This is a genomic window from Actinoplanes flavus, assembly GCF_017592555.1.
GTDB lineage: Bacteria > Actinomycetota > Actinomycetes > Mycobacteriales > Micromonosporaceae > Actinoplanes > Actinoplanes flavus.
The window spans coordinates 1-26,963 of sequence record NZ_JAGFNS010000050.1 but is presented as its reverse complement, the minus strand read 5'-3'; the positions used below and the strand labels follow the sequence as shown (position 1 = coordinate 26,963).

Genomic DNA, 26,963 nt, shown 5'->3' with positions numbered 1-26,963 from the left:
GCGATCCGCTTCTGCTCGGTGATGTCGCGTTGTACGGCATCCATTTACTGATCACCGCCTGAGTCACCGATTCATCCGCCGGGCCTCACCGGCAATGCAGAACTCTTGGGGCGGGCGTCCGGCGACGCCCAAACTTGCCGGGGCCTAGCGGGAGGCTGAACTCGAGACCCGGCTCGGCAAGGGACAGGGGGAGTCCTCGCCGAGCCGGGAGCATCGTTGAGCAGGCCGGTCGGCCTCGCCGGTCTATGCGCTTGCCCGCCGGTACTGCGACCAGGCTGTGGAGGCGGCCAGAATCCTGGTCGTCCAGGCGTCGGTGCTGCCCGCGCCGATATCGGCCCACATTCGTGCATTGGCCTCGGCGAACGCTGTCACGCCTGCGGTCGTTGCGGTCTGCCAGGCCGGTGTCTGGGCTGCCCACCATTCGGCCTGTTGTGGGGTGTGGCCGGCGGTGATGAGCCAGCTCACCCAGTAGGCGGCGTCGAGCCATGCGGCGCCGCGGGTGGCCCAGCCCCAGTCGACGATGCGGGCTTCGTGGTCGTTGACGATGATGTTGGCCGGGTTCAGGTCGGTGTGCAGCAGGCGGTCACCCGTGAAGTACGGCAGCATGTCATCGCTGGTGTAGGCGGCGAGTCGCTGTTCGGCGTGCCGCAGCGGCGTGTCCGGGCACGGTAGGTTCCCGATGCGGGTGAGAAGCTGGGTGACGTGTTCTAGATCGTTCGAGTCGGGGGAGTAGTCGGCCTGGTGGCCGTGGAGGGCCTCGAAGATCAGCACGTCCCAGCCGGCCTCGACGATCCGCGCGATCAGGCGGGCGCCGACGGTGTCGACGTACGGGGCGATCTCCGCTTCGCGTTGCTGGGCCCACGCCCACCGGTGCTCGACCGGTAGGGCTTTGACGAAGTAGCGGCCGCCGGAGGTGTGCAGTCGTGCGGCGACGGCACTGTTGAGTCCTTCGGCAGCCGGGTCAGCGGCGGTGACCATGCCGACGATCTGGCTGATGCGGTCGCGGACGGCGGCCGGCAGCTGCCCGTAGGCGATGCGAGTGGGGGACAAGGTGATCCTCGACGGTCGGGGCGTTTCCAGCGTGCGCGTCGGCGTGGACGAGACCGGTCGGCGTGGAGGCTACGTAATCACGTAGTCGCGGCTCGAGGCGCTCGCACCAATCGAGCGGATACGCTCGATCATCTTCGCCGAGGCACTCGGCATCGGTGATCCGGACCCGTGCGTCACCAACGGGATCCCATGCCGGAAGTGGGAACGGCGGTAGCCCGAGTCCGTGATAGGCGTGGAGGGCGTCGCCCAGATCGCCGCCGTCGGGCTGCGGCTCGTGCGGTCGGACGTAGGTCCATACGGTCGCGAGGAGTTTGCCTTCCGCGATCGGTTGCGGAATCGGCGTATTCGCGAGGCGGATCGTGCGGGCGTCGACCTCGTCGAACCAAGCCCCCAACTCGGCGTTCTTGCGCGCCCGGTCGTGCAGCCGATGCGACAGGGTGATCCGGATAACCAGGCCGGCGCCGGGAAGCGCGAAGACCGCGTTGTTGGCTAGGCGAAGCAGTCTGGCGTCGAAGGCATCTGCTCCGATCTTGGCCGCAATGCGTGCCAGAGCTTCCGACAGGGCCTGCTCACCGAACCGAGGTGGGGTACTCATGCGGGCAGCGGACAGGGTAGCCCGTCGATGAAGTCATTCACATCCGACCGGTTCATGAAGGGCTGCGCGTCCCGGCGTAGGTTCCACAGCCGTTCTGCCAAACGTGGCGAGGCGATCCCCGCCGCCGCCTGTTGGGCCCGGTGTCCCGCATGTAGAGCGCTGTCGGGGTCGCCGACGAGGAAATAGGCCTGGCTAGACCGACCTGGTTGAGGACGGTGCTGCGGACACTGCTGGTGTCGAACGACCGGATCGCGTCGGTGACCCACTGCACGGCTTGGGGACCTCGGTTCGAATCCCGCCGAGCCCAGTCACGGTAGATGCGGCCGGCCTGGGCGTACACCTCGCCGAGGTTGAGGAAGCCGAGCCGTTCAGGTTCCGCAGGCGGGTCCACGTCGGCGAACGCGTCGGTGGACGCATCCAGGGCACGGCGGGCACCGTCAAAGTCGCCGACCGCAGCCTTGGACGCGGCCTCGGCACCTCGGAGCGCCGTGACCAGCCCGGGTGTCGGGTCTGTCAGGCGCCAGCTGCGCCATGCGCAGCGTGTCGAGCGCGTCGCGGTTGTGCCGTTGATGCTGCAGCTGTCCGGCCTGGCCATAGCGAACGTAGGCGACCAGTTGCCGGTCACCGGATTCGAGTGCGGCACACTCAGCGGCGGCGAAGTGCCGGTGGGCGTCGGCGTGCCGGATCGCGTCGAAGGCCGTCCACCCGGCCAGATACCGGGCGGCGGCGATCGCAGCGAACAGATGCGGTTGGACATCGTCGCTGACGTCGTGGTCGAGTAGGCTGCCGGTAGCCACAGCGAGCCGCCCGACGTCATCGACGATAGCCGCGCCACCGCGACGTCAAGGAGGCGATCGTCGACACGAGCGACTGAGGTTCCAACCGATCGAGCACGGCATCCGGTCCGTAGCCCGCCAGTTCCTCGCTGCTGACGCGGTGCGCGACCACCACGACCCGCCAGCCTGCGTCTCTGGCGCAAGCGATGTCGTTCGGTGCGTCACCCACCACCACCGTGCGGTCGGGGGTCAGTTCCACGCCGTACTTTTCCTGGTACCTGTGCGCGACAATCGCCGGCAGTCGAAACCGATCCCGGGCGTCTGATCCGTAGGCCCCGATATCGAGATCGATTTGGCTGCCCAACCCCAACGACGCAATCTTGATATCGGCAGCCGCGCGTAGGTTCCCGGTGAGCACCGTCTGCACGAAACCGTGCTGATGCAGTACCGCGATGCTTTCGGCGACACCCGGATAGGGCGGTTGGACCCGGGCCAACTCCTCGCGGCCCGCCGACATCACCCCAGCCATGACGGTCCCAAACCGCGCCACACCAGCCTCGGCCTCCGACGCGGCGATGCCAGACGCGACCGCGGTGTCGAGAACGATCGACTCGTCGGTGTAGCCGTGAACCTTCTTCTCCGGAAACGTCACGTCAGACTCGGCGATCCCGTACGTCGCAGCGATCGCACGGCGCAACCAGCGAAGATCAGCCGGAATCATCGTCCCGTCGACATCCCACACCACAACGCCCGCATCCCGATGTGCCACCGAGCCATCGTCGCATAGCAAGAAGGACGTGTGTTTTGTCGCTGAGACGGAGCGCTGAGTATCGCTGACCGTCAGCGTCAACGGCACTGTGCGAACATCGCGACACACTCCGTAGAGTTCGCGCCGGATCCGCAGGAACGGGCGGTCACGTGGCTATGGCGGTTGTATTTGGCCCCATCAGGGCCGGCGGGCTTCGGTCATTGCAACACCTCTGAGCTGGGGCGTTGCTGTCCTTTGCCAGGACAGTTGAGGCAGCGGTGGGCCGCTGAGCTGGGCTGCCTCATTTTGAGTGGCAAAGCAGCGGGGTCGGTTTGCCGTTGAAGATGAGGTAACTCGCAGGATCTTGGTCAGGACAGGAGCCGCTGAAGGCGTCAATCGACCGTGTGCTCGCGGCGGTCGGGGCGGATGACGATGGTGCTGACGGTGCCGTTGCCCCAGACGGTCGTGTTGAGCATCGCCTTGTGGTCGGTGGAGAGCATGGAGAACTCCGGCACGAACCGATCGGTGAACAGCCCTCCGAAGCCGCTTCGCAGGGCGGTCGAGTGGCCTCCGGCCAGATCCCACTGGTCCGACAGCCGGACCTTGACCCAGGCGTACTCGGGTTCGACCTCTTCAGGGTCGCTGTAGTTGACGTTGAGAAGGAACTCACGACGGCTGTCGAGGACGCCGTATTCGGTAGCCATGTGCAGCCAGCCAGCGTTGACCTTCGCCGGCATCTCGGGGTCTTCGACATCGACCATCTCGTCCGAGTCGAACCTTCCGTGCTCTGGTCCGCAACTGGCCGGTGAGCAGTAAGGCGGAGCAGGTGGCAGCGGCAAGCTGACCTCATCGCTGACCCGCTCCAAGAACTCAAGTCCCGCTGGAATGAGGTCCGCCGCGACGGCGGCATCGGTAACTGACACGAGCGGGAGGGTAGCTGACCGCTGATCCGATCAATGGACCGAGAGATCGCTGGTCACGTCGGTTTGGTCATTGACCCTGGTCCTGGATGGCCTGTCCAGGCGTGGATGATCTCTGCGGCGAGCCAGTGGCCGCGGTCTTCGGCTTCACCCCAAGTCGTTGGTCTGTTTGTTGGTGGGCGAAGTTGGCGTAGGCGGACAGGCGCAGCATGTGGTCGCGGTGGGATGGGTCGATGGCATGGGGCGGCCTAGGGGCCGGCCAGGTAGCGGCCGCCGTGTAGCCCTATCACCCAGGACCAGGGGTCGCCACCGCCGCCCGTGCGGGCGTACCGAAACCGGTCGAGCAGGCCCGAGTGTTGACGCAGCCGGATCTGGCAGGTGCGGCAGCTGTCGAAATGCAGGGCCGTGACCTGGTCGGTGGTGAGGATCCGATGCTCGTCGAGCGGCCCGGTCGCGGGGCGTCAGATGGGCGTAGAGCGCGAGGATCTGCAAAATCGGAATCGATGTGGTCACGGCCGTTTCCCCTCGAGGAAGAAGACCTCCAGCACAGGGGAGTCCGGGTTGATATGTGCCAAGCTCAGGCGCGTGGAGATCTCTTCGGATGTTCTGCGGGCTGCTGCAGCCGATCCCGCCTCCCCGGCATGGCAGGCCGTCTGGGAACAGTCGTGCCATCAGGGCACGTGCGATCCTGCCAGTGCCGTTCTCCTGCCCTGGCTGGCGACGACGATCAGAGCGTTCGTCGATGCCCAGCGTGAGACGCCGTTGGCTTTGGCTGGTTTCATCGCGGTGGACGCCACCGATGCCGATCGTGCGAGGTACGCCGGTGAGATCGAGGCCCTGCACGAGCTTGCCGTTGATCGGCTGCCCAGGGCCTCCGATGATTCCGCTTTCGTCTACCTGCTCCAGTCGATTCTCGGCTTCGAGGGGGATGAGATCTGGGGCAAGGAACTCGACCACCTCAACGACGGGGAGGTCGACGTGCACTGTCCGGAGTGCGACGAGGAGATCCTTCTGGATCTGACCGACGACTCTGAGATCATGCTCGGGTTGTCGTCGGAGCTGGCTGAACGCCTGCATGCCGAGGCCGTGCGTGCCGGCCGGGAAGCGGTGGCCGCGGGCTTGACTCGCCTCTTCGGGCGGCTTGTCTGCCCCGAATGCGGCGCTTCCTTCGATGTCGCCGAGAATCTGGCCGGCGCCTCGTATCCCTGACTTGGAACTTTCCTGGTTGGCTACCGGCCGCACGTCCGATGTGTCGCCGACGACTCGCGTTCGCCCAGAGCCTTGGCGGCGCTCGGATAGCGCCTGGCGCCCGTCGCTCATGTCTGCTGGTGGCATGACCCGGCACCCGCATAGCCGGCGTGGAGTCATCGTCGGATGTCGACTGTCACTGCCGAGAGTGGGCAGGTCATGCACGCTAGCACGGTTCCGTCCGGCTCGGTCGGGGTTACGGCGCCGTCGGTCAGGTGGACGGTGCAGGCGCCACAGCCGCCGGCCGTGCAGGAGTACGGCATCGGCAGCCCGGCGGCGAGCCCGGCGTCCAGCAGTGTCTGCCCGGGCGCCACCACCGTCGTCCCGGCGAGACGCCCGTTCTCGGTCACGGTCAGCTTCTGCGGCTCGGTCGTGACGGTGTCCGGGCGGCTGTGGAAGCGCTCGCTGTGCACCCGTGCGCCGGGAACGCCCAGCTCGGACAGGACGGTCCGGACGTTGTCCGCCAGGGCCTCGGGTCCGCACACGTAGTAGTGGGCGTCCGGGCTCGGCTCCAGCCCGGCGACCCAGTGGCGGATGCCGGCGGCGTCGATCCGGCCGTCGCGGCGGGTCAGCACGTGGGTGACCGCCAACCGGTCCGGGTGATCGCCGGCGAGCCGGTCCAGTTCGGCCCTGAAGATGATCTCGGTTTCGTCGCGGCTGCTGTAGAGCAGTGCGATCCGGCCGTGGTCCGGGCCGGCGAGCCGGGTGCGGATCATGCTCATCATCGGGGTGACGCCGCTGCCCGCCGCGACCAGCACGATCTCGGCCGGGGACTGCGGGTGGAACGTGCCGGACGGGCCGCGTACCGCCAGACGGTCTCCGACACGCAGCTTCCGGTGTACATACGTTGAGAACACCCCGTTGTCGATGCGTTTGACGGTCACCTCCAACCGGGTCGCGCCGGGTGCCGAGGAGGCCGAGTAGGCGCGGCGTACCGGCCGGCCGGCCACCTCGGCGACAAGAGTGAAGAACTGGCCAGGTCGGAAGTCGAAGGGATGACCGTCCTCCAGCGCGACGGTGACCACGTTCGGTGTCTCCCGGCGGACCTCGGTGACCCGCACCTCCCGCAACGCGCCGTCGGCGTACCCCTCCTTGCGCAACCCGGAGCGGTACGCGCGGTTCATCACCCGCCGCAGCAGCCGGTCCAGCCCGGGGATCACCCGGACCGCGGTGAGCACGAACCGGGGTGCGGTGTTGGCGGCGAGGTGTTCGGTCGCCAGCATCATCAGGTCCGGCGCCTCACCCTGGCGGACGTGCGCGGCGGGCGACCACAGCCGGGCGTCGATCACCGTGGTGCTGGTGGTCAGTGCGCCGTGTTCGACGTCGACGAGCAGGGCCGCCTGCGGTGGCGAACCGCGCAGCTCCAGCGTCTGCAGCAGTACCGGGTCGGTGGTGACCGCTCCCCGGCCACGCAGGTGCAGCACGTCGGTGCGGCCCGGGACCAGCGCCGCCAGGGAGATCCGGTCGTCGTGCATGAGGTTGTGCAGGGCGTCGGCGCGTTTGTTGCCCTTGCGATCGGCGATGAGAAGCGTCCGGCCGTCGAGGATTCGTGCCACCGAGCCCTGATCGCCGCGGGGGCTGGTGTCGCTGCCGCGGTCGCCGGCCCAGGTGGAGAGCGCGAGGAACGGAGCGGCGGCGAGGAAGGCGGCCACGCCGGGGCGGCTCAGTGGGCCGTCGCCGGATACCTCGGGAACCGGCTCGGCTGGGCCTGGCGGTTGCCACAGGCGGGACCGCAGGACGGCCTGCGCGCAGTGCACGAACGCTTCCTCGACGCCGATGACGAGACCCTCGACGGCGTCGGTGGTCACCGAGCCGTTGACGCGCAGGACCTCGCCGACACCTGGGAGCAGGAAGAACAGCGAGACCGGTCCGCATGCCGCCGGCGGAATGGGGAACGTGATCCGGGTGGGTGACAGCATGCGCGCGAACCCGGGGCGGCCGCCGACGAACGTCGTCGTGCTCGTCGCGTCGGCGTCGCGGTAGCCGAACGCGGCGACCGGGCTGCGTGCCAGCACCGCCTGGCAGCCCTCGTCGAGCGCGCTGATCTGTTTCATCAGTACCGGCGCGGGAGCACGGCCGATGAGCGCCTCGATCTCGTCGACGGTGGTCAGGGACCTCATGTCTTCCCAGTTCATGGCACTATTGTGAGCAATAGCTCAGCTATTCTGGTACTCGCTTTCTGCCGCCTGGGAAGGTATCGAAATGCCGTCGGCCGACCGCCGCCTTCAACCACGTCGCAAGCCTCGCCAGGTACGCGCCGAACTGACCCGCGAGCGCATCCTCACCGCGGCTGCTCACGTTTTCACCGAGTACGGGTACGCCGCCGGCACCACCAACCGCATCGCCGAGCGGGCCCGCATCTCGATCGGCTCGCTGTACCAGTACTTCCCGAACAAGGACGCGATCCTCGCCCAGTTGCTGATCCGGCACATCGACCGCGGCACGTGGACCGAGGCGGACCGGCTCGACCTCTCCCCAGGCACCCTCCGGGAAACGGTCCAAGCTCTGGTCCGCGACGCGATCGACAGTCACAGCGAGGATCCGCAACTGCTGCGCATCATGATCGAGGAGGCGCCGCTGTCCCGGGACCTTCTCGAGGCCGTCGACCGGCACGGCCGGATCCGTACCGCCCAGATCCGCGACCTGCTCTCCCGGCACCCGGACGTCCGCGTCGGCGACGTCGGTACGGCCGCCGACCTGATCCTGTTCACCATCGAGATGAACACGCACAAACTGATGGCCGCTCCCAGCGCGGTGCCGGTCGAGACCTTCGCCGGCGAACTGGTCGACATGGTCACCCGCTACCTGCGCGGCGATTGAAACCAACGTGAGCCGGCCACTGCCGACGGTCACCCCCGTACCTCGCCGAGCCGTGACGCTCGCCCGCGTCCGGCTGTGGCGACCGTCGCGCTGTGCTGGTCGATCTGCTGCCACATCGCCTCGTCCGACCAGTAGCCGGTGTGCCGCCGCAGCCGCGGCATCGGCTCACCGGCGGTGTAGAAGGCCGACTCCGGGTCCGGCAGCGGCACGTCGACGTCCACACGCCCGACCGGGCCGCCGATGTAGTCGGTCGGGTAGGAGAAGTTGCGCCAGTCCCGCAGCCCGGCCAGCACCCGATCATTGATGTACGCCGGGAACGCCCACCCGTACAGCTTCATCAGCGGCGAACCGAAAGTCGCCAGGACCGCGCGGCCGGGCGGCAGCTGGGCCAGGGCCACGGCGGCCAGGACGCTGCCCTGGCTGTGCGCGACCAGCAGAACCTGGTCGCCGCTGTCGTTCAGCCACCGGATACGGCGGTGGATGTCGGGCACCGCCCGCTCGGAGTAGCAGGGCGGCGCGAACGGGTGGAAGGACCTCGGCCAGAACGTGCCGACGTCCCACAGCACACCCAGCCACCGGCGCGCGTCCCGGCGCCCCCAACCCCACCGCAACAGCGCCACGCCCGCCACCGGGATCAGCCCGGCCACCGCGACGGCGACCCGGTCGACGAACGCGAACCGCACGGCCATGTCGCCCAGGGACAACCCGGCGAACACCAGGGCCAGGACCGTGACAGCCACGAGGCCGTCGAGCAGGTAGCGGATGTCGAAGGCGTACCCGGCCAGCTCGCGGCCACGGGCGACGGACCGGACCCACCGCATACGGCGCCGCCGTTCCCCGGCGCCGAGGTCCTCGGTCGGCAGCGCACTGCACCGCCACGCGTCCCACGGCGGCGGTACGGGCGGCGTCGCGTCCGCCCGCCCGGCGTACTCGGCGCGGACCGCCGCCGGGCCAGGGCCGTAGCCCGCGGCCGCGTACCGGATCAGCTGGGCCAGCGGGAACGCGATGAACAGTGCCACCGGCGCCAGGGTGAGCGTCGGCAACACGGCCTCGATCAGCGGAAACATCTCGACCCCGGGGCCGAGCGCGTTCACCGCGCCGACGAGGATGCCCACGCCGGCGACGTTGGCGCTGAGCAGGGCCAGCAGGGACACCACGAGCGGGGCTCCCGGCCAGGGCCGTACCGGGCGCGGCACGGTTGCGGTGGCGGCGCCGCGGCGAACCCCCAGCATGCGCAGCAGGGCGATGCCGGCCAGGATCGGTGCTCTGGCGACGACCAGGACGACGACCAGGGCGAGGGTGCCCATCGCTGTGATCTCCATGTTCGGCAGGTGTCCGTCGCCGGTGAGGTTCGTGGTCCAGGTCTGCCCGGCGGCGGCGCACGCCGCCAGCGTGGCCGCCACGACCAGCGGCACCACGGCACGGTCCCCGGCCGACTCGCACGCCAGCAGCACGATCGAGCACCCCAGCAGCAGGCCGGCCGCGACCGCCGACCAGGGCGCCCGGCTCAACAGCAACGCCAGCCACGACAGGCCGGCGCTGACGTGCAGCAGGCTCAACCGGCGTACGGTGTCGGCGCCGTCGAAGAACCGCGGGTCGGTCACACCGCCCGGCAGAGCCGCGGCATAGCCGTCCGCGCCGGTGGCCGGTGCGACCTCCTCGTACCGGTTGCGGGCTCGCTGTGACAGCAGCCAGAGGATGAGCAGGACCGCGGCGACGACGCCCGCCCCGAGGACCACCCGCTGACCGGCCTCGGGCCGGTCGACCAGGCCGTGAGCGATGGTGCGCCACAGCGGCGCCGATGCGTCGCCGGTACGCCCACCGAACTGGAAGGCCCAGCAGTCCATGGCGGCGATCGCGACGATCAGCAGCAGGTTGAGGGTGATGCCCAGCGCGGCCAGCCGCCCGCCGGCGCGGTGTGCGGCGAACGCCCACCGGTCCGCACGGGTCCGCGCTGAACAGGTCCAGCCCGCGAGATTCGCGAGCATGAAAGGGAACAGCAGCAGCCACAGCACCCGGGTGCTGCTCCGCGAGGTCATCCCACCCCAGCAGTACGCCTCGATCCGCCGGCCCCGCTGCTCGGCTTCCGCGGCGTAGAACCCGGCAAGCCGATCACCCCACACCTGCCGGTGGCTCGGGGTGCCGAGCAGCACGTCCGGCCGTGCCCCGCCCACGCCGTGCACCCGCAGCTCGGTCACCGCCATTCATCAATTGTCGGTTTATGGTGTGAATTGGCCAATCCCCCTATCGGGGCCGGCTGAGCCGCTCGGCGGGTTCAGGAGCCGGTCGTCGTAGCCCCGCCGCCAGGTAGCGATGATCGCCATTTGCTGGCGGCCCGTAGTCTCTCCAGACGTTTGCCGTACAGGGGGAGGTCCACGGTGCAACCGAACGTGCGCATCGACATTGAGGGGCTTCGCCACACCGGAGTTGGCCTGCCCGTCGACGACATCGTGGTCGCGGGCAGCCCGGGCATGCACGTGGACAACGCGAGCCAGCTGGGCGACGCCGGTCATGTGTGGGCGGGTGCCAGCTCGACCGACCCGGTCGCGGACGCCAAGTTCGCCGACCCGTGGGACAAAGTGCTGGTGCCGGGCCTGGCACCAGGAATCTGGGCGCTGGAGACCGCGGCCGACAGCACACACGGAGATGCGCCGACCTCCGCCGGCTTCGGCGGCAACAACTGGGTGGCCGGCACGGGTGGGCACACCAGCTATTGGGAACCAGACAGTCAGAGCCTGAAGAACCAGGCTCGCGTGTCGGCAGGGGTGTACGACGAAGTGACTCTCCACAGCGGCACGGCCCCGGGGAACCTCCGATGACCCCCACTCGTGTCCTACCGCTGGCGGCCACCGCCGCAACGTTGCTGATCATCACTGCCTGTTCGGGGGAATCCGTGGACGTCAAATCCGAAGCCGACACCACCGCGCTCGTGCAGGCACAGGCCGACACGATCGCGAAGCTGGTCGGCGGACCGCTGGAGAACCCCTCGACAGGGCCGATGCCGTGCACCGGCAAGCGCGGTGAGAGCAGCAGCGACATCTACAGCATCCAGGGCGCCTACAACATCACGACGCCGGCCGGGGAGACTCCGCGCGACGGTATCGCCCGGGTGCGGGCCGACTGGCAGGCCCAGGGGTACACCATCACCGACGACCGTGACCTGGAGCCGAACCGGGGCATCATCGAGGCGAACACGCCCGACGGGTTCAGCCTCAGCGTGGAGAGCCCGGCGACGGAGGGATTCGCGATATTCGTGTTCTCACCGTGTTTCACGCGCCCGTGATTCGATACGGCGCTAGCTTTACGCGAGTGGAGCGCAGAATGCACGCCTGGCGGATCGAAGAACGCGAAATCAAGCGGCAGGAGTCGCGGCGTGGACGGCGGCACGCATACGTCAGCCTGGCGCCCGAGCGGACCGCGCTGATCGTGGTGGACATGGTGCCGTTCTTCGTAGAGGAGAACGAGTACACGTACGGGATCGTGCCGAACATCTCGCAGCTGGCTGACACCCTGCGGGCCAGAGGCGGCACCGTCGCCTGGATCCTGCCCGGCGTGACCGAGCCGACTCCGGTGGACGAGGAGTTCTTCGGTGCGGAGCAGGCGAAGGTGTTCGCACAGAGCGGAGGTGAGGGGCCACTTCGGGAACGCATCTGGCACGAGTTCGACATCCCCGACGAGGACCTCATCGTCGAGAAGACGGCCACGAGCGCGTTCTTCCCCGGCTTCTCGCCTTTGCCCGAGCTCCTGCAGGAACGTGGTATCGACACCGTCGTGATCACCGGGACCGTGACCAACGTCTGCTCGGAGGCCTCCGCCCGCGACGCCGCAACGCTCGGCTACCGGGTGATCTTTGTAGCCGACGGCAATTCCGCCCGCCGCGACGAGGACCACAACAGCACGCTGTACACGATCTACCGGACGTATGGAGACGTGCGTACCACTGAGGACGTGATCAAGCTGGTCAACGAGCCGGACGGAAGCGTCGGCGAGCAGGTCGGGGGAGTGGGTCTCTAGCGCGGTCCTGCCCGCGGCCGTCCCTCTTCTCGCCCCGGGGAACCCGATGCAGCCACCTGCCCAGTGGAATGTTCGCAGACGTGCACCTTGTTCATGAGTCATCATCAGCGCATGCCGTGGTGGCCTTTCGCTGACGAGCGCTCGTTCTGGGAGTGGGCGTGGGATCCGTTCGCCGAGTTGATGGAACAGGACGAAGATCTGCTGCTGGAGGATGTCGTTGGATTTCCGCTCCTGATCGCGGCAGCGGATACCGGTGAATGCCCGAAGCAGCAGATCTGCCGCGTCGTCCTGGAGAATCTCGCCGGCCGCGTCGCTTGGCGGCGCCGACCCGAGGAGTTGGACGCGTTGCGGGCGGCCGCGGGACTGGCCCACGGCAAGCAGCATCCGTATGTCCGCGAATGGGCGGTGTACGCGCAGCGATTGCTGCGGTATTGCGAGGTGGCAGGGCAGGTGAATCGGGCGGCGGCGCAACAGATGGCGGCCGACATGTTCGCCGGACCGGTGACGCAGTGGAGCCGGCAGGGCACTGACTGGCTGACTGTTGCCGTGGCCGACGGCGGCCGGCTGTGGGACTGCGCGTCGCATTACGAGGCGTCGCATCTCTTCATCAACCGCAGGACCGGGGCTTGGCGGGTGCGCCATCCGACGTTGATGACCGACGCCGACCGTGCCTCGCTATGACCTCAACCGCATTGACCGCCACCAGACTGCGGATCATGACCGTGTCGCCGGTTCGAGCCGCAGGTAAGAATGCGACCCGTGAACTCGCCGCGCGCCGCTACGGCCTCCCGAGCCATCGTGGAGAGTGAGGTTGCGGGTCGAACGCGATCTCCAGCGTGCCCTTGCTGGTAAGGATGCTTGCACGTCCGGCCTCGATCCGGCGGTGATCGGGGTGGATCATGCCGTCACGGTGCTTCCCGTGCAAACAAGTGTGTTGTCAGGTGATGGCGTGGCCGTACTCGGCGGCGAGCGCGACGAGGTCCGGCTCGCCGAAGCGGTCTACCAGCGACTCGAAGCGCTTCACCTTGTCCTCGCCGAAACGGCCGACGCGCTGAGCGAACGTGGCCGCGGACAGAAATCTCGGTGGAGTGCTCTTGCTGTGGAACTTGTCCGCGTACATCACCAGTTCCTCCTCACCGGTCTCGGCGAGGAAATCGCAGTGCGGCAGCGGAAGCTCCTGCCGCAGCACGTCGTCGCGGGTGATGCCCACACCGGTGTGATGCGCACAGAAGCGGCGCAACGTCTCGGGCAGTCCGGTGTCACCGAGCAGTTGGTAACCGAGTAGCCCGTGCCGCACGTAGTGGTCGTCCGGCTCCAGCTGATGCACGCCGATGTCGTGTAGCAGGCACCCGGCCCGGACCAGGTCGGCGTTCAGGTCGTGCCGGCCGCCGCCGAGCAGTTGCTCGGCGATCCGGCAGACGATCACGGAGTGCGTCCACACCCGCTCGAAGGAGTCCGGCGACGGGGCGAACCGCTCGTGCAAGGCCCTGATTTCGACGTCGCTGGGAATTCGCATCAGGTCACTCGCTCGGGTCACTCGGGGACCCGCTGGGACCGAGCTTGACATCCTCCTCGCCCTGAAGGACGGGGATTCCCTCCACGCTGCGCGTGGACCGCGCGGCGTCCGGGTGGGTTACCGCTTCACCGCGCGCCGCCGGGACAAGCCCTGGTCTTACGTGCGCTCCACGGTCGTTGAAGTCCGCCTGTCCGGCGGCCTTGACGTTCTTGGCGGCATTGACGTCCCGGTCGTGGTGACTGCCACACGGACAGTCCCACTCCCGGTCGTTCAACGCCATCTTCTCGTTGATGCGGCCGCAGTCGGAGCACATCCGGGTGGACGGGAAGAACCTGTCCACCCGGCCGAAGGCGCGCCCGTACCGCTGCGCCTTGTACTCCAGCATGCCGGTGAAGCTCGCCCAGCCCGCGTCGTGCACGGACTTCGCGAGCCGGGTCCGGCCGAGACCAACCACGCACAGGTCCTCGACGTACACCGCTTGGTTGTCGCGGATGATCGCCGTGGAGAGCTTGTGCTGCCAGTCTCGCCGGGTGTCGGCCACCCGCGCATGCGCGCGGGCCACCTTCACGACGGCCTTCTTGCGGCGGTTGCTGCCCTGCTGCTTGCGGGACAGGGCCTGCTGCAACCGCTTGAGCTTACGGGCGGCGCGGCGCAGGAACCTCGGGGCGGCGACCTTCGTGCCGTCGGAGAGCACCGCGAAGTGCGTCAGACCCAGGTCGATACCCACCTCTGACGCCGAAGATGGCAGCGGCTCGTCCGTGGTCCGCACGACGAACGAGGCGAAGTACCGCCCGGCCGCGTCCCGGATCACCGTGACCGAGCTGGGATCGGACGGCAGGCTCCGCGACCATCGCACCTCGACGTCGCCGATCTTCGGCAACCTGAGCCGGCCGTTGTCGAGCACCTTGAACCGGGAGTTCTTGGTAAACCGGATCGCCTGCCGGTTGTCCTTACGGGACCGGTACCGGGGCGGGGCGACCTTGCGGCCCTGGCGTTTGCCGGACAGCGAGTCGAAGAAGTTACGGTATGCCGCATTCAAGTCCGCGAGGGCCTGCTGCAGCACAACCGCCGACACTTCACCAAACCACGCCCGCTCGGGCGTCAGCTTCGCCTCGGTAATCAGACGGCGCGACAGCTCGGCATCGGAGAGATACTTCTCGCCCGCCTGCCGGGCCTGCTGCCGGGCGCGCAAACCGTCGTTGAACACCACCCGGGCGCACCCGAACGCCCTGGCCAGCTCGATCTGCTGACCGGACGTCGGGTAGACGCGGAACTGGTACCGCAGCTGCACAAGAAGCACAGTACGCGACTATGATCAGGTGACACTCGCCCAGGCGTTCCGGCGCCGGGTTACGGCACTGCTCGGGCCTTGGCGGCCCTCCCAGCACGGGCCTTCACCCCCGGCCTGAAGGCCGGAGCACTGGCCCGCATGTCGGTAGCAGCATCAGGAACTGGCTCAAGGAGTCGGCGGGCAACACGCTGACCTTTTCTCGGGCCGGCGCTCGAGTCCACCAGCGGGGGAGCCACGATGTCACAGTATTCACCGGTATCGTCCGGAGCAGCGCGGCCGGGCATGTGGGGTTTCGGCGGCGACGCGTTCCCGGCCCATCTGGATTGCGACCCGCCCGCGCCGGACCGGACCGGACAGTACCCGCTCACCGGCGATGTCATCGACTTCCGATGAGCCCGGTTGCCGAAGGTGTCGAGGCCATCACGGATGTCCTCGTGGCCGGTGCCGGCCCGACCGGTCTCACGCTCGCCTGCGACCTCGCCCGTCGTGGCGTGGCGGTGCGGATCGTCGACCGGGCGCCGGAGTTCCCCACCGGCTCCCGGGGGAAAGGGCTGAGCCCGCGCAGCCAGGAGGTGCTCGACGATCTGGGGGTCGTCGACCGGATCCTGGCGTCCGGTATCAGCCACCTGCGGCACCGCAAGTACCAGGGAACCGAGGTGATCGCCGAGGCCGATCCGCAGGCCGATCAGGTACCCACGCCCGATGTCCCGTACCCCGCGGCTCTGATGATCCCGCAGTGGCGGGTGGAGCAGATCCTGCGTGAGCGGCTGGACGGCCTCGGCGTCACCGTCGAGCGCGGCGCCGAGCTGAGCGACTTCCAGCAGGACGCCGACGGGGTGACCACGACGGTCGGTGAGCAGCGGATCCGGGCCCGATACCTGGTCGGCTGCGACGGTGGCCACAGCACCGTCCGCAAGGCACTCGGCCTGCCGATGCGTGGCGAGACACCGGACATGCAAGTCATGGTGGTCGGTGACGTCCGGGTCGACGGGCTCGGCCGAGACGCCTGGCATCAGTGGTTCACCGACGACGGTGTCGTCATGCTGTGCCCGCTGCCCGGCACCGACGTGTTCCAGATACAGGCCACCCCTGAACTCGATGCGGACGGCGTACCGCTGGAACCGACCCTGGAACGGTTGCGGCAGACCTTCGATCGTGTGGCCGGGCTGCCGGGTGTGCGATTGCACGACCTGGCGTGGCGCTCGACGTACCGCGTCAACGTCCGGATGGTCGACCGGCTCCGGGTGGACCGGGTGTTCCTCGCCGGGGACGCGGCCCACGTGCATCCGATCGCCGGCGGGCTCGGCATGAACAGCGGGATCCAAGACGCGTACAACCTGGGCTGGAAGCTCGGTCTGGTGGTTGCGGGGTGGGCCGCCCCGACGCTGTTGGACACGTATGACGAGGAGCGGCTCCCGATCGCGAGCTGGCTGCTGGACATCACCTCGGAACGGCTCGCCGCGGTCCTCGACGCTGTCAAGAAGAAGGGTGGCGGCCTCGACGCGGTGGCCTCGCCCGAGTTGACCCAGCTGGCGCTCCGGTATCCGTGGAGCCGGCTCTCCCGTCAGGCCGGCCGGTCCGCCCGGGTTCAGCCGGGGGACCGGGCGCCGGATGCGCCGCTGCGTGACACCGCCGGCGCGCCGATTCGCCTCTTCGACCTGTTCCGCGGTCCGCGTTTCACCCTGCTCGGCATCGGTGAACACGGTGTCCCATCGCTCGACGGCGTGGATCCCGCGATCGTCGGCTCCTGGGCGGTCGGGCCGGGCGGCCTGCATGACCATGATGGGCATGCAGCGAACGCCTACGGCGAGGACACTCTTGTCCTGGTACGCCCGGACGGCTACGTCGGCCTGGTCGCCGAGCCGGGGGACGGCCGCAGCGTCCGCGACTATGTGTGCTCGCTTTGAACAGGTTGGCCGGGGGAACCTCCGGCCGCGGTGAACCCGGTTCGGCGGGAATCCGTGAGCCGTGTCCGGGCCGGCAGATGCGCTCTGGTCAGCCCGGGTGACCGGCCAGTTCCAGTGCGTACCGCGGGAACCAACGGCCGGCCGGCGGTGAGCCGGCGGTGCAGGCGCCGTCGGACTCGCCCGGCCGCTTGATCCACAGGTACGCGTCGACGAGCGGATGCCCGGTCTCGACCGTCGGCGGCGTGCCGAGGGCCCGGCCCGGCGGGTTGCACCAGTGCCGGTCGCCGACGCCCGTCTGCGCCGGCCCGTTGCCGTTGCGGCTGGTGTCGACGACGAAGTGCGCGCCGCCGAGCAGCCCCGACAGCGCCGTCCCGTACGCGATGTTGTTCGGCGTGCTCTCGAAGTTGGCGACGTTGAGCGCGAAGCCGTGCGCCCGGTCGATGCCCGCGGCCCGTAGGGCCGGCGCCATCCGGCCCGCCTCGACCCAGGTCGGGTTGCCGGCGTCGAGGTAGACCCGTACGCCCGGCACGGCACGGAACGCGTCGATGGCGGCGCCGAGCAGCCGGTAGCGCTCGGCCGCCGCGGCCGCGGGAAGGCAGCCGTCGACGGCCTGCGCGACGGCGTCCGGCTCGAGCACGACGATCGCCCGATGGCCGGCGAGTCCCGCGGCGAGGGCGCCGACCCATCGCCGGTACGCGTCGGCGTCACGCGCGCCGCCGGCGGAGTGACCCGAGCAGTCGCGCTGGGGAAGGTAGTACACGGTGAGCACCGGCACCCGGCCGGCCGCGCCGGCCTCGCGGACCAGGCGGCGGGCGCGGTCGGCGTACCCGGATGCCTCGTCGGCGAACCAGGTGGCCGTCGGCTGCTCGGCGATCCGGCGGATCGCCGCGGCCTCGCTGGTGCGCCCGGCGGCCTCGAGGTCGCGCAGGTGATCGACGGCCAGCCCGGTGTGTTCGACGAACAGCGGCCAGCCGGCGAGCCGACCGGTCGGGGCGGCATCGGAAGCCCTCGCATCCGGTGTCGCCTCGCCGGTCCCCGCCCGGTCCGTCGCGTTTCCCTTCGCGACGAACCAGGCGGCCGCGCCGAGCAGCAGCACGGCGCAGAGTGCGGCCGCCACCAGGAGTGGGCGGCGGCCGCGTGGCCGCACCAGGGCATGGCGTGCCATCGGTCAGAGCACCTGCACCCAGCGGCCGACGGACGGCACACCCTTGTCGTCGAGCAGGTACAGCAGGTACCAGCCGGAGGGCACCAGGCCCTTGGCCTTCGGAACGGACAGGGCCAGGCCACCCGGCACGGGGGTGATGTCAAGAGCGACGGAGCGCTGGTCGACGTCGGTCACGTGGGTGACGGCGCTGGGTCGCATGAGCCGGGCGGCGCGGATGCGGCCCGCGTCGGCGGTCGTGAACGTGACGGTGGTGCCCCGCTGGACTGCGGCGGGCCCGTCGGCCACGGTGGGCCGGTCGCCCTTGAACAGGTACGGCGGGGAGTAGACCTCGATCCGCTGCTCGAAGGTGCCGGGGTTCTTGCCGGAGGGGTCGTAGAGCGGGTCGCTGCCCATGGTGATGACCCGGCCGTCGGGCAGCAGGATCGCCTCGGAGTGGTAGTTGCGGCCGATGGTGGAGTCGGCGGCGCGGGCGAAGCTGTTGCTGGCGGGGTCATAGATCTGCGCGTTGAACAGGTCGCTGCGGGTCTTGCCCTGGTATTCGCCGCCGCGGTAGCCGGAGGAGCCGCCGGTGGTGAGGACGGTGTCGTCGGGCAGGAGCACGGTGCTGAGGTAGCGGGCGGGTTCGGGCAGGTTGGGGCCGGGTCGGTAGGTGGGTTTGGGTTCGTCGAGGTCGGCGATGGCGGTGCGGGCGGTGGAGACGGGTGATTCGCCGATCTCGCCGCCGCCGAAGATCATGACTTTCTGGTCCTGTGCGGGTGCGAGCAGAACCGAGGAGCTGGTTTCGGTCATGCGGGGGTCGAGCAGCCCGGGGACGGTCTGGAAGCGGTTGTTGGTGAGGTCCCAGAGCCCGGGGGTGCGGCCCTCGGTGTCGGAGCCGTAGCCGGAGTTGGAGCCGGAGAAGAAGAGCCGGCCGTCCTGCATGAGGTGGAGCCCGGGGTAGGTGGGGAAGACCCGCTTGAGCTCGGGTGCGTCGACCCAGCGCCGCTGCCCGGCGAGGTAGCGCTCGTTGTCGCCGGGCAGCATCCGGCCGAACCCGTCGAGGCCGGAGACGGCCAGGACATCGCCGTTCGGGGTCTCGGCGAGGGTCGGATACCAGCGGGGCTTGACCATGTCGCCGGTGCGTATGTAGCGCTCGGTGTTCGGGTCGAACTCGTACGACGTGTTGTCGCCGCCGTACTCCTGCTTCTCCCGGGTGATCTTGTCGGCGAGGCCGTAGAGGTTGCGCCGGTCGTCGCCGGTGAGGCCGGCCAGGGCGTACTGGGCGGGGCCGCGGACGATGGCGGTGTCGCCGGCGACCTCGGCGTCGACCCACACCTCAGCCTCGCCGGCGTGCGTCATCACCTCGTCGCCGTGCTTCATGGTGACGGCGGCGGGAACGGTGACGTCGGCGCGGGTCAGGTACGCGAAACCGTTCTTGCCGGTCAGCCGGGTGCCCTTGGGGAAGAACCGCGGCCCGCCGACGGCGGACTCGTTCTTGATCTTCATGACGCCCGCGGCGTTGGCGATGTCCTTCTCGAGGACCTCGTACGACTTGGTGCCGCCGGCGACGAGCAGGTTGCCGTTGGCGAGGAACGTGTGTCCCGCGCAGAACACGTCGGTGGGGGTCGGCACCTCGGTGAACTCGTCGTGTGCGGGGTCGTAGAGCACGGTGCGGAAGGTGCCGGCCTCGAAGTTCTCCCGGTTGTTGCCGCTGCCGGCGATGATCAGGACCTTGCCGGTGTGCAGCAGCGCGGCGTGGATCGCGTTGACCCGGAAGTCGGCCGGCACCGGAAGGCGCGACCAGTATCCGTGCTTCTGCGTGTAGGACGGCCGGCTGATCTGGAACTCGTGCAGCTTCTCGGCGCCGAAGACCACCATGGGCCGGTTGACGACGGCGAGGACCGTCAGGACCACGAGGGTGACGAACCCGCTGAGCAGGCGGCGGGCCACGGTCGGGCGGGGACGGGGGCTCATACGTACGACTCCACGGTTAGGGCGGGCCCGGTGGCGCCGGCGTCGGCGCCCGTGCGGTTGGATCCGGCGGGGCGGTACGGGACGCGGCGGCGACGCCGCTCCTGTACCAGCCAGATGGCCGGTGGCAGGAGACAGATGACCAGGTTGAGGGCGGGCCACAGCCACATCGCGCCGTGCACGTGGCCGGCGAACGGGGCGATGGCCAGCAGCGTGGCGTAGAACGCCGCCCAGCGCAGGCTCTGCCGGAAGGTGAGCAGCCGGTCCGGGCTGGCCGAGTCGCCCTTGGGCGTCACCACGAACTTGCTGTTGCGGCGCAGCAGCGCGCCCAGGAACGACGACACGTAGATCGGCGTGGAGAGCGTCGACACCAGCATGCCGGCCAGGCCGGACGAGCCGCTCTCCTCGTGCGGACTGACGTTGTGGCGGCGGTTCCAGACATAGAGGCCGACCTGGAAGAGCGCGGCGTCCACGTAGAGCATCAGCCACACCTCCTGCGGCACCTGCACACCCTTCGCACCCAGCACCAGGTAGCAGGCGGCGTTCACCGCGCCGAGCAGCCAGGCGAGTGCGGTGAGCGGGTAGTAGGAGGTGAGCAGGGCGTAATGCAGGCCGCGGCGGAAGCCGAGGCTCCACATGAACTTGGCGAAGGAGGTGACCACGACCTCGTCGGTGCCGCGTGACCAGCGGTGCTGCTGGCTGAAGTAGTCGGTCCAGGAGGACGGGCCCTCGCCGACGGCAAGCACGTCCGGGGTGTAGACCGAGCGCCAGCGCTTGCCGGTCTGCGGGTTGCGTCCACCGTGCACCGCGAGGCTGGTCGCCATGTCCTCGGTGATGGAGTCCTGTAGGCCGCGGATGCCGCGCAGGGCGCTGATGCGTACGGCGTTGTTGGTGCCGACGAGCATGGAGACGCCGAGGAGGTTGCCGGCGCGCTGCAGCAGCGAGTGGAAGAGGTACTGCTGTGACTCGGCCCAGCGGGTGACGACGTTGTCGTAGTTGCCGTAGATCTGGGGTCCGACGACGAAGGCGACGTCGGGGTCACGGAAATAGCCGAGGAGACGTTCGCAGAAGTTCGGCAGCGGCACGTGGTCCGGGTCGACGGAGACGAACACGTCGTAGTCGTCGCCGTTGGTGTCGACCCAGGAGTTGTAGTTGCCGTGTTTGGTCTTGGCCTTGAAGGCGCCGGCGGCGGTGTTGTAGTCGGATCGGCCCTTGCGGCTGAAGTGGTTGACGCCGAGGCGCGCGCATATCTCGCGCACCTGTTCGTCGTCACCCTCGTCGAGCAGCCACACGTCGTACCGGCCCGGGTGGCGGACCTGGAGGGCGGCGCGCAGGGTGCGCTCGACCATCTCCACGGGTTCCTTGCCCGGCACGATGGTGGTCAGGAACGCCACCCGCAGGTCGGCCTGCGGCACTACGGGGACCGGGTCGCGGGCCCACAGGGTTGCCAGGCACAGCGTGACGACGTTGACCAGCCGGAACAGCTCGATCAGCGCGGTCGCCGCGATCATGACGATCGTCGCCGCGTACAGCCCAGGGTGCAGGGTGCGCTCGGGAACCTCGATCGAGGAGAGCAGCCAGGCGAAGAAGGTGCTCTCGAACGCGAAGGCGAAGAGCGTGATCAGCACCGTGGAGATCGGCCGGCGGCGGGCCAGGGGCCGCATCTCGACCTTGTACCCGCGTGCCGGCGCGTGCTGGGCCTGGCCGGCCAGGACGCTGAAGCCGGCGTAGTTGTAGCCGCCGTCGGGGATGGCCATCGTGGCGTCGTCGCCCGGGTCGGGGAGCGATGCGCCGGTCCGATCGTCGTCCAGACCGGCGGGCGCGCCCGCGGTCGAGTTCATCGGTACGGGCGCGGCGGTGCGCTCGGTCCTTCCCGGGGGCATTTCAGTGACACTCATCGACGGTTCTCTCACCTCGCGGGGTCTGTTACCGACTGTGACGGGGACGGCAATAGCGGTTACCGTCCTTTACGGATCGCCGCTGAAGCAAACCGTATTCACGACCGGCAACTGGCGCGTTCTTCAATAGCGCCATTGCGGTTGGGGTTCCTGAATGTTTCCCGACAGTTCCACACGGAGGCCGTCGAGCCATAAATTTGAGCCTCGAACGTGATCACTGACACGTGACCGGCGAGTAGTTATATACGCAGCGTGGCTGCGAGTTCCGGTGGAGCGTAGTTGATCAATGTCTTCCCGGGGTGTCGCGGCGCCGTTCCGCTATATCCAGATTGCCCTGGTAGTGGCGCCTCGGCCGTTCGATGCCGTCTGTGTCGGCGCGGTTCGGCCTGACCGTTTCGCGGAAATCGACAGTGGATGGCCGCGCGTGACGGCCGTCATGTCTGCGGCGGCTCCAGGCTGCCGCAACCGCGGATGTCACACTCTGTGACCGCCGTTACGTAGGACATTCGCCGTTACCACGTTTTCAACGGCCCGCGAAAAGATTCTTGGGCTGTTCATTCTCGAATTCTCGGCGGCGGGCCCGATCGGGGGTCGTCTCCTGTTATTCCGAGAGGTTGCCGGCGCGGGTTGCGGGAACGTTCACAAATCACGCAGAAGCGGTAACGATGTTACCGAGCGTGATTTTGTGGGTTATCGCGGACCGCCGCCGCCGACTCGGCGGCGGGGGCGGGGCGGGGGTGCCAGAGCTGATGGGCGATCTTCGCCATCTCCCGGATGGCGACGGCCGCACGAACGGGTTGTCGGTGAGGTCGCCGATGGTCTCGATGCCGAACGCCTGCCGCAGGCCATCGGCCTCAGCCTCGGAGATGCGCCGACACCGGCACGTCGACGAGGCAGGGAATCTGCCTCGACCGGTACTCCGGGCCGAGGATCGCGTCGAGGTTCACGGAGACTGCCATCGGGGGATGGTGCTCGCGTCAGCAGATTTGACCACCCAGACATCGGCTGGTATCGCTACGATGCGCAGGTGACGAGCGATGAGCGGCTGATATCCAATCTGGACACGGGCGTGCCACACACCGCGCGTATCTGGAACTATCTGTTGGGCGGCAAGGACAATTTTGCATCGGACAGGGCGGTCGGCGACGAAATCCTGCGAGGTCAGCCGGCCCTCGCGGAAAACGCCCGACTCAGCCGAGCCTTCCTGGTCCGCGCGGTGCGCCACCTGGCTGGTGAAGCAGGCATACGTCAGTTCCTCGACCTCGGCACAGGGTTACCCACTGCCAACAACACGCACGAGGTGGCACAGGGCGTCGCCCCGGAGAGTCGTGTCGTCTATGTCGATAGTGACCCACTCGTACTGACTCATGCCCGCGCCTTACTGACCAGTTCAGCGGAGGGCGCCACCGACTATGTCGATGCAGATCTCCGTGACATTGATGCGGTGTTGCGTCAGGCGGCTCGCACGCTCGATTTCACCCAGCCTGTCGCCGTGCTGTTCATGGGAGTTCTTGGTCATATCGCGGACGATGTCGAGGCACAGCGACTAGTCCGCGCAGTGCTCGCGGCCGTGCCGCCCGGCAGCTACCTCGCGATCTACGACGGCACCGACACCTCGCCGGAGGTCGTCGAAGCTGCTCGGTTGTGGAACCAGTCAGCTGCGCTGCCCTACCATCTGCGCAGCACGAAGCGGTTGGCCGCGTTCTTTGAAGACTTGGAGTTGGTCGAGCCCGGCTTGGTCTCCGTAACGAAATGGCGACCAGAGGTTGAGATAGACGAGATCGACCAGTTCTGTGCCGTCGGGCGCAAACCCAACTGACACCGTGCAGGGCCGCCAGGCTCGCTGACCGCTCCGCATCCCCCACGGTGAAACCGGCCACCGCCGAGCAGCGTCGCCTCCACTGCGGCGACGTGCACCGAGGTCGTGGATTCCCCTGTCACCACGGCGACCGGGACTGCCCGCCGAGCGCCGGCCGTAACAGCGGCACGCCGTCCGCCCGTGTAGGTCTGATTGACAAGTAGGCCCATCCGCGCCGGTCAGCGTGTGCCGCTCAGGGCAGGTCACTCCGCCGGCTACCGGGCCCTCACCTCAGGCCCGCACCCAGTTCGAGCCGCCGTCGTGCACGTAACGACGCTTCTCCGTACCGCCGCCGGGCTTCTGCACCGTGGCCACGTCGCCCCGCCCTCGACGGCGTACGAGAGGAACGTCATCCGTTCGCCCGGCCCGGTGGGCGGATCGGCCTTGATGAAACCGACCGGGTCGCGGGACTTCTGGTCGTAAGCCATTTGACCGGAATCAGTGCCTGGTCCATGCCGTCACTGCCGCATTCGACCAGCACCACTGCATCCTCGGCGGGACCCCGTCCAGGGCGTCCGTCCCGTCCGGCGATATTGGTCGGGCGCATTATCATGCCGATGAGCGGACATTGGCCCGGATCCGGGTGCGAAGCCGATTACGCCTGTATGTCGCGATCCATCGCGGTAAGAAGCAGAGCAACGCTCTCCTGTGCGGGTGTAGGCGCCGGCCCTCCAGGCACCGGATCGCCATCCCAATTGGTCCTGCCCATGGGTCCGGCGGCGTGAAGCTTCCGTCTATTCGAGCCTGCGACCAGGTAGCGGCCGTTGCCGACCGGACGTACCCAACCTAATGCCCGGCTTTGTCCGTCGGGAACGGACCGCCGGAATCCGAGATCGAAGTGGCTGGTGAACGGATACAACGCGCGCAGCCGCGGCTCGTCCGAGGCCGCTACGAGAAAGTCGTGCAGGCCATGCCAGCGCTGTGGCCAATCCGGCGCCGGGTGGAGCAGTTGCCGCCAACGGAAGGCAATCGCTTCAGCCTCACCTCGTTCGAACGCCTCAGCGAACGGACCGAAGCTCACGAATGGCCGGGCCACGCGGAGGTGCCGGAGACCGACGCCGTCGAGGAACATCGAGATCGCTCCAACGGCATCTCGAAGGTCGGAGGTAAGGCCATGGGCGAGCTGGAGACCCGGTGTCCAGAAGTCGAGAGCGAAAGCGCGGTCACCGGAAGTCATGTGGACGAACACCCGACGGTCACCGGCGCGTACCACCGCGTGGGTCAATACCCAGCCCGGCGATTCCGTGTGCTCGGCCTGCAGTGATGTACCGGCTGAATCGAGCTCGTCCTGCAGAAGGCTTCGAAGGTCACCAGCCGCGGTGACATCTGGATACCGCGAGTAATCCAGTCCGTTTTCTTCCAACATCGTCCCATCGTGACGCGGGCTGTGCTGCCGCCGAAGCCAAGCTACAGACCATCGGCTCGGAGGCCAACATCCGGATCTGCCGCGATCCGCGCGTGACACAGGGTCATGTAGAGAGGCCGTGTCGAGAGGGATTTCGAGGTGTCCCTATGGAGTGCTGTGGGCACCCATCTCGACCGTGTGCGTCGTGCTGCTACCGTCCGCAGCCACGACGGTGATCGTCAACGACGATGCTTCGGCAGCCATCGCCGGCACGAAGGCCCACTCGCAATAGAGTTCAGCTCCGCCCCCGCCACCGCTGCTTCTGCCCACCAAGCGGAAAGCCGTCCCGGCATTATCGGCCACACGAACAGTCAAAGCCTCGGCCAAGCGCTCACCGATCGGCATCGGCGGCTGCTCGTCTACCCCGGCACGGTGCCGTCGCATCCATTCCGCCGATGCGGATTCGAACGCACTCACTGCGGTGCGCGCATCATCGGTCATAGCTCCTACCGTCCGTACCAGGACACGATCGTTCCAAGACTCGACCGTGAGTAGGTGTATGTCGATGTCTGAGACCCTTGCGACAACGGCACCAGAACAGCAGACACGGGGCAGAGGCAGCATGGCCCGACGCTACGGCACTGGGCCACCGCAAAGAGCAATAGCCGCAGGTTTCGGCCTTGACCAGGGTTACTGATCGGCATGCAGGGTGACGACGTTGACCGCTGTTGGTGAGCTGTCGTGCCGATGTGTGGATGCTCTCCATGCCCGGGGGCCACCGGCGCCATCAGATCTGCAAGCATCAATCATGACCTTGAGATGGTGGAACGGTTGGGATCCGGCAGCGGCCGCGGCTGCTGCGATCGCGGCCGTCATGATGGTGCTTTATCTGGTGCTCATCGGCCGGCAGGGCGGTGAGCCGGCGTGGTGGTTCGTGGTTGGCCTGGCTGCGGCGGGATTGCTTTCGGTTTATGGAATCGTTCGTGCGGCGCCGAAGCGTCGAGTGGCCTTGGCCGCGTCCGCCGTTCTACTGCTAGGGCTCGGTCTCCTCGGCCTGCTGTCGGTCGGTCTGCCCATCGTCGGCGCGGGTGTGCTCGCATTGGTCGCCGCCGTACGCGGACGGAGCGAGAGGACCCGTCTGCCGGCCGGGTGAGGCAATGTGACGCTCGCCTCCCCGCGTCGCCGTTCGCCGGAGATGCTGTTCTCGACGCAATCATCCGGCTCGGTGGTGTGGAGGTGATCGTCGAGGTTGCGCACCTGCTCTGCTCCTACGCTGACGAGCGGCCACTGGCGGCCCGCACCACTGCGCAGCCGGCATGCAGCGGGCGGTGCCGGCATCTTGGCCGGATTGGCCGGCGCGCCAGTGGCGTGTTTGCGTCACGTCGTCTTCCGAAAGCAAGAAGCGGAGTCACCAGTTGCCGAGGACTACCTCCTACCTGCGTAAACCGTCAGTGGAAGGATCGCCGCGACGCTCACGCCGGCAGGTGCCCGGGACCGCTGCGGCCACGGCGTTGGCACGCCGGATGACGATGGCCGGCCGGAAGTCGGTTGGCAGGTCCAACAGCACCGTACTGGCGTGGTGGACGCCTTGGGTGATGTCACCATTGTTGATCATGCATATCGCACGGTCCAGGTGGACCAGGGTGGGGTCCAGATGCTCGTCGCGGCCGAACGCCACGAGGGCATCGTCTTGGGCCTGCCAGGCCGTACGTGTTTCGCCCATGGTGGTCAGGGCCTAACTTGAGTTTTAACCTGTGCGGCGGGGTCGTGGTGTGGTGGAGGTCTTCTTTCTGACTGTGCCGTTCGGTGGTTTTGTCCTGGTGACGATGTGGACGTCGTGGCGGGTGGCCGGCTGGTTGTTG

Annotated in this window: 24 protein-coding genes and 1 pseudogene; 10 read left to right on the top strand and 15 right to left on the bottom strand. The window is 68.2% G+C overall.

The features are described 5' to 3' along the window. Positions 1 to 243 precede the first annotated feature (243 nt). Together J5X75_RS41670 and J5X75_RS41665 are read right to left on the bottom strand one after the other, a co-directional pair. Positions 244 to 1,050, bottom strand: coding sequence for a phosphotransferase (locus J5X75_RS41670; protein ID WP_208473253.1), 807 nt, complete (start codon positions 1,048 to 1,050; stop codon positions 244 to 246). Continuing rightward, positions 962 to 1,645, bottom strand: a complete 684-nt coding sequence (locus tag J5X75_RS41665) for a phosphotransferase (protein ID WP_208473252.1) — start codon at positions 1,643 to 1,645, stop codon at positions 962 to 964. Before J5X75_RS41665 ends, J5X75_RS41670 begins: the two co-directional genes overlap by 89 nt. A gap of 488 nt (positions 1,646 to 2,133) precedes the next feature. Here J5X75_RS41665 and J5X75_RS41660 point away from each other — a divergent pair, with 488 nt between their 5' ends. After that, positions 2,134 to 2,427 (top strand): hypothetical protein, encoded by a 294-nt coding sequence (locus J5X75_RS41660; protein WP_208473251.1) that lies wholly within the window; start codon positions 2,134 to 2,136, stop codon positions 2,425 to 2,427. 31 nt (positions 2,428 to 2,458) lie between these two features. Here the strand turns inward: J5X75_RS41660 and J5X75_RS41655 are convergent, their stop codons facing one another. The 3 genes and pseudogenes from J5X75_RS41655 to J5X75_RS46510 all read right to left on the bottom strand — a co-directional run. Beyond that, entirely contained in the window at positions 2,459 to 3,277 is an 819-nt protein-coding gene (locus J5X75_RS41655) for an HAD family hydrolase (protein ID WP_307798617.1), read from the bottom strand. A 284-nt stretch (positions 3,278 to 3,561) separates the two neighbouring features. Further along, positions 3,562 to 4,092: a hypothetical protein gene (locus tag J5X75_RS41650; RefSeq protein WP_307798616.1), complete on the bottom strand. Its 531-nt coding sequence runs from the start codon at positions 4,090 to 4,092 to the stop codon at positions 3,562 to 3,564. 245 nt (positions 4,093 to 4,337) lie between these two features. Then, a pseudogene (locus J5X75_RS46510) lies at positions 4,338 to 4,520 on the bottom strand (replication-relaxation family protein); the annotation flags it as partial. A gap of 154 nt (positions 4,521 to 4,674) precedes the next feature. On the opposite strand from J5X75_RS46510, the gene J5X75_RS41640 reads away from it, so the two are divergent. Continuing rightward, positions 4,675 to 5,298 (top strand): hypothetical protein, encoded by a 624-nt coding sequence (locus tag J5X75_RS41640; protein ID WP_208473250.1) that lies wholly within the window; start codon positions 4,675 to 4,677, stop codon positions 5,296 to 5,298. Positions 5,299 to 5,453: 155 nt separating this feature from the next. Here the strand turns inward: J5X75_RS41640 and J5X75_RS41635 are convergent, their stop codons facing one another. Further along, entirely contained in the window at positions 5,454 to 7,472 is a 2,019-nt protein-coding gene (locus J5X75_RS41635) for a 2Fe-2S iron-sulfur cluster-binding protein (RefSeq protein ID WP_238490912.1), read from the bottom strand. Positions 7,473 to 7,539: 67 nt separating this feature from the next. Between J5X75_RS41635 and J5X75_RS41630 the strand changes: the two genes are divergently transcribed. Then, positions 7,540 to 8,157, top strand: coding sequence for a TetR/AcrR family transcriptional regulator (locus tag J5X75_RS41630; RefSeq protein ID WP_208473249.1), 618 nt, complete (start codon positions 7,540 to 7,542; stop codon positions 8,155 to 8,157). A gap of 29 nt (positions 8,158 to 8,186) precedes the next feature. Here J5X75_RS41630 and J5X75_RS41625 read toward each other — a convergent pair whose 3' ends face one another. Then, a complete protein-coding gene (locus J5X75_RS41625; RefSeq protein ID WP_208473248.1) occupies positions 8,187 to 10,361 on the bottom strand; it encodes a hypothetical protein in 2,175 nt (724 codons plus the stop codon). A 186-nt stretch (positions 10,362 to 10,547) separates the two neighbouring features. On the opposite strand from J5X75_RS41625, the gene J5X75_RS41620 reads away from it, so the two are divergent. The 4 genes from J5X75_RS41620 (at position 10,548) to J5X75_RS41605 (ending at position 12,852) form a co-directional block, all read left to right on the top strand. Beyond that, positions 10,548 to 10,976, top strand: coding sequence for an alpha/beta hydrolase (locus J5X75_RS41620; RefSeq protein ID WP_208473247.1), 429 nt, complete (start codon positions 10,548 to 10,550; stop codon positions 10,974 to 10,976). After that, positions 10,973 to 11,440, top strand: coding sequence for a hypothetical protein (locus J5X75_RS41615; protein WP_208473246.1), 468 nt, complete (start codon positions 10,973 to 10,975; stop codon positions 11,438 to 11,440). Before J5X75_RS41620 ends, J5X75_RS41615 begins: the two co-directional genes overlap by 4 nt. 26 nt (positions 11,441 to 11,466) lie before the next feature. Further along, a complete protein-coding gene (locus tag J5X75_RS41610) occupies positions 11,467 to 12,171 on the top strand; it encodes a cysteine hydrolase family protein (protein ID WP_208473245.1) in 705 nt (234 codons plus the stop codon). A 111-nt stretch (positions 12,172 to 12,282) separates the two neighbouring features. Beyond that, positions 12,283 to 12,852 carry a hypothetical protein gene (locus tag J5X75_RS41605; protein WP_208473244.1) on the top strand — a complete coding sequence of 190 codons (570 nt, stop codon included), beginning with the start codon at positions 12,283 to 12,285 and terminating at the stop codon, positions 12,850 to 12,852. Positions 12,853 to 13,108: 256 nt separating this feature from the next. On the opposite strand, the gene J5X75_RS41600 is transcribed toward J5X75_RS41605, so the two are convergent. Together J5X75_RS41600 and J5X75_RS41595 are read right to left on the bottom strand one after the other, a co-directional pair. Next, positions 13,109 to 13,687, bottom strand: coding sequence for an HDIG domain-containing metalloprotein (locus tag J5X75_RS41600; protein WP_208473243.1), 579 nt, complete (start codon positions 13,685 to 13,687; stop codon positions 13,109 to 13,111). Between the two features lie 4 nt (positions 13,688 to 13,691). After that, a complete protein-coding gene (locus tag J5X75_RS41595) occupies positions 13,692 to 14,978 on the bottom strand; it encodes an RNA-guided endonuclease InsQ/TnpB family protein (protein ID WP_307798621.1) in 1,287 nt (428 codons plus the stop codon). A gap of 389 nt (positions 14,979 to 15,367) precedes the next feature. On the opposite strand from J5X75_RS41595, the gene J5X75_RS41590 reads away from it, so the two are divergent. Next, entirely contained in the window at positions 15,368 to 16,885 is a 1,518-nt protein-coding gene (locus J5X75_RS41590) for an FAD-dependent monooxygenase (protein ID WP_208473241.1), read from the top strand. 88 nt (positions 16,886 to 16,973) lie between these two features. On the opposite strand, the gene J5X75_RS41585 is transcribed toward J5X75_RS41590, so the two are convergent. Genes J5X75_RS41585 through J5X75_RS41575 form a run of 3 tightly spaced genes read right to left on the bottom strand, consistent with a single transcriptional unit; the run spans position 16,974 to position 21,898 of the window. Next, the gene (locus tag J5X75_RS41585; protein ID WP_208473240.1) at positions 16,974 to 18,050 is read right to left on the bottom strand and encodes a glycoside hydrolase family 6 protein; all 1,077 of its coding nucleotides are present in this window, start codon (positions 18,048 to 18,050) and stop codon (positions 16,974 to 16,976) included. Positions 18,051 to 18,053: 3 nt separating this feature from the next. After that, the gene (glxA, locus tag J5X75_RS41580; protein WP_208473239.1) at positions 18,054 to 20,003 is read right to left on the bottom strand and encodes a radical copper oxidase GlxA; all 1,950 of its coding nucleotides are present in this window, start codon (positions 20,001 to 20,003) and stop codon (positions 18,054 to 18,056) included. Beyond that, on the bottom strand, positions 20,000 to 21,898 hold the full coding sequence (locus J5X75_RS41575) for a glycosyltransferase family 2 protein (RefSeq protein WP_238490911.1): 1,899 nt from the start codon (positions 21,896 to 21,898) through the stop codon (positions 20,000 to 20,002). The genes glxA and J5X75_RS41575 overlap by 4 nt, the downstream gene beginning before the upstream one ends. Positions 21,899 to 22,925: 1,027 nt before the next feature. On the opposite strand from J5X75_RS41575, the gene J5X75_RS41570 reads away from it, so the two are divergent. Then, a complete protein-coding gene (locus J5X75_RS41570; protein ID WP_208473238.1) occupies positions 22,926 to 23,717 on the top strand; it encodes an SAM-dependent methyltransferase in 792 nt (263 codons plus the stop codon). Between the two features lie 634 nt (positions 23,718 to 24,351). Here the strand turns inward: J5X75_RS41570 and J5X75_RS41565 are convergent. Both J5X75_RS41565 and J5X75_RS41560 read right to left on the bottom strand, forming a co-directional pair. After that, complete coding sequence (locus J5X75_RS41565; RefSeq protein WP_208473237.1) at positions 24,352 to 25,122, bottom strand: DUF6193 family natural product biosynthesis protein; 771 nt, start codon at positions 25,120 to 25,122, stop codon at positions 24,352 to 24,354. A gap of 144 nt (positions 25,123 to 25,266) precedes the next feature. Further along, positions 25,267 to 25,602 carry a hypothetical protein gene (locus J5X75_RS41560; RefSeq protein ID WP_208473236.1) on the bottom strand — a complete coding sequence of 112 codons (336 nt, stop codon included), beginning with the start codon at positions 25,600 to 25,602 and terminating at the stop codon, positions 25,267 to 25,269. Between the two features lie 307 nt (positions 25,603 to 25,909). Between J5X75_RS41560 and J5X75_RS41555 the strand changes: the two genes are divergently transcribed. Continuing rightward, the gene (locus tag J5X75_RS41555) at positions 25,910 to 26,254 is read left to right on the top strand and encodes a hypothetical protein (RefSeq protein WP_208473235.1); all 345 of its coding nucleotides are present in this window, start codon (positions 25,910 to 25,912) and stop codon (positions 26,252 to 26,254) included. A 279-nt stretch (positions 26,255 to 26,533) separates the two neighbouring features. Here the strand turns inward: J5X75_RS41555 and J5X75_RS41550 are convergent, their stop codons facing one another. Then, a complete protein-coding gene (locus J5X75_RS41550; protein WP_208473234.1) occupies positions 26,534 to 26,779 on the bottom strand; it encodes a hypothetical protein in 246 nt (81 codons plus the stop codon). Between the last annotated feature and the right edge of the window lie 184 nt (positions 26,780 to 26,963).

Excerpts from the sequence above, each read along its gene's own strand:
- J5X75_RS41665 (WP_208473252.1), bottom strand. The coding sequence starts at position 1,645 with ATGAGTACCCCACCTCGGTTCGGTGAGCAGGCCCTGTCGGAAGCTCTG.
- J5X75_RS41635 (WP_238490912.1), bottom strand. The coding sequence starts at position 7,472 with ATGAACTGGGAAGACATGAGGTCCCTGACCACCGTCGACGAGATCGAG.
- J5X75_RS41630 (WP_208473249.1), top strand. The coding sequence starts at position 7,540 with ATGCCGTCGGCCGACCGCCGCCTTCAACCACGTCGCAAGCCTCGCCAG.
- J5X75_RS41625 (WP_208473248.1), bottom strand. The coding sequence starts at position 10,361 with ATGGCGGTGACCGAGCTGCGGGTGCACGGCGTGGGCGGGGCACGGCCG.
- J5X75_RS41615 (WP_208473246.1), top strand. The coding sequence starts at position 10,973 with ATGACCCCCACTCGTGTCCTACCGCTGGCGGCCACCGCCGCAACGTTG.
- J5X75_RS41605 (WP_208473244.1), top strand. The coding sequence starts at position 12,283 with ATGCCGTGGTGGCCTTTCGCTGACGAGCGCTCGTTCTGGGAGTGGGCG.
- J5X75_RS41600 (WP_208473243.1), bottom strand. The coding sequence starts at position 13,687 with ATGCGAATTCCCAGCGACGTCGAAATCAGGGCCTTGCACGAGCGGTTC.
- J5X75_RS41590 (WP_208473241.1), top strand. The coding sequence starts at position 15,368 with ATGAGCCCGGTTGCCGAAGGTGTCGAGGCCATCACGGATGTCCTCGTG.
- J5X75_RS41585 (WP_208473240.1), bottom strand. The coding sequence starts at position 18,050 with ATGGCACGCCATGCCCTGGTGCGGCCACGCGGCCGCCGCCCACTCCTG.
- glxA (WP_208473239.1), bottom strand. The coding sequence starts at position 20,003 with ATGAGCCCCCGTCCCCGCCCGACCGTGGCCCGCCGCCTGCTCAGCGGG.
- J5X75_RS41575 (WP_238490911.1), bottom strand. The coding sequence starts at position 21,898 with ATGAGTGTCACTGAAATGCCCCCGGGAAGGACCGAGCGCACCGCCGCG.
- J5X75_RS41565 (WP_208473237.1), bottom strand. The coding sequence starts at position 25,122 with ATGTTGGAAGAAAACGGACTGGATTACTCGCGGTATCCAGATGTCACC.
- J5X75_RS41560 (WP_208473236.1), bottom strand. The coding sequence starts at position 25,602 with ATGACCGATGATGCGCGCACCGCAGTGAGTGCGTTCGAATCCGCATCG.
- J5X75_RS41555 (WP_208473235.1), top strand. The coding sequence starts at position 25,910 with ATGACCTTGAGATGGTGGAACGGTTGGGATCCGGCAGCGGCCGCGGCT.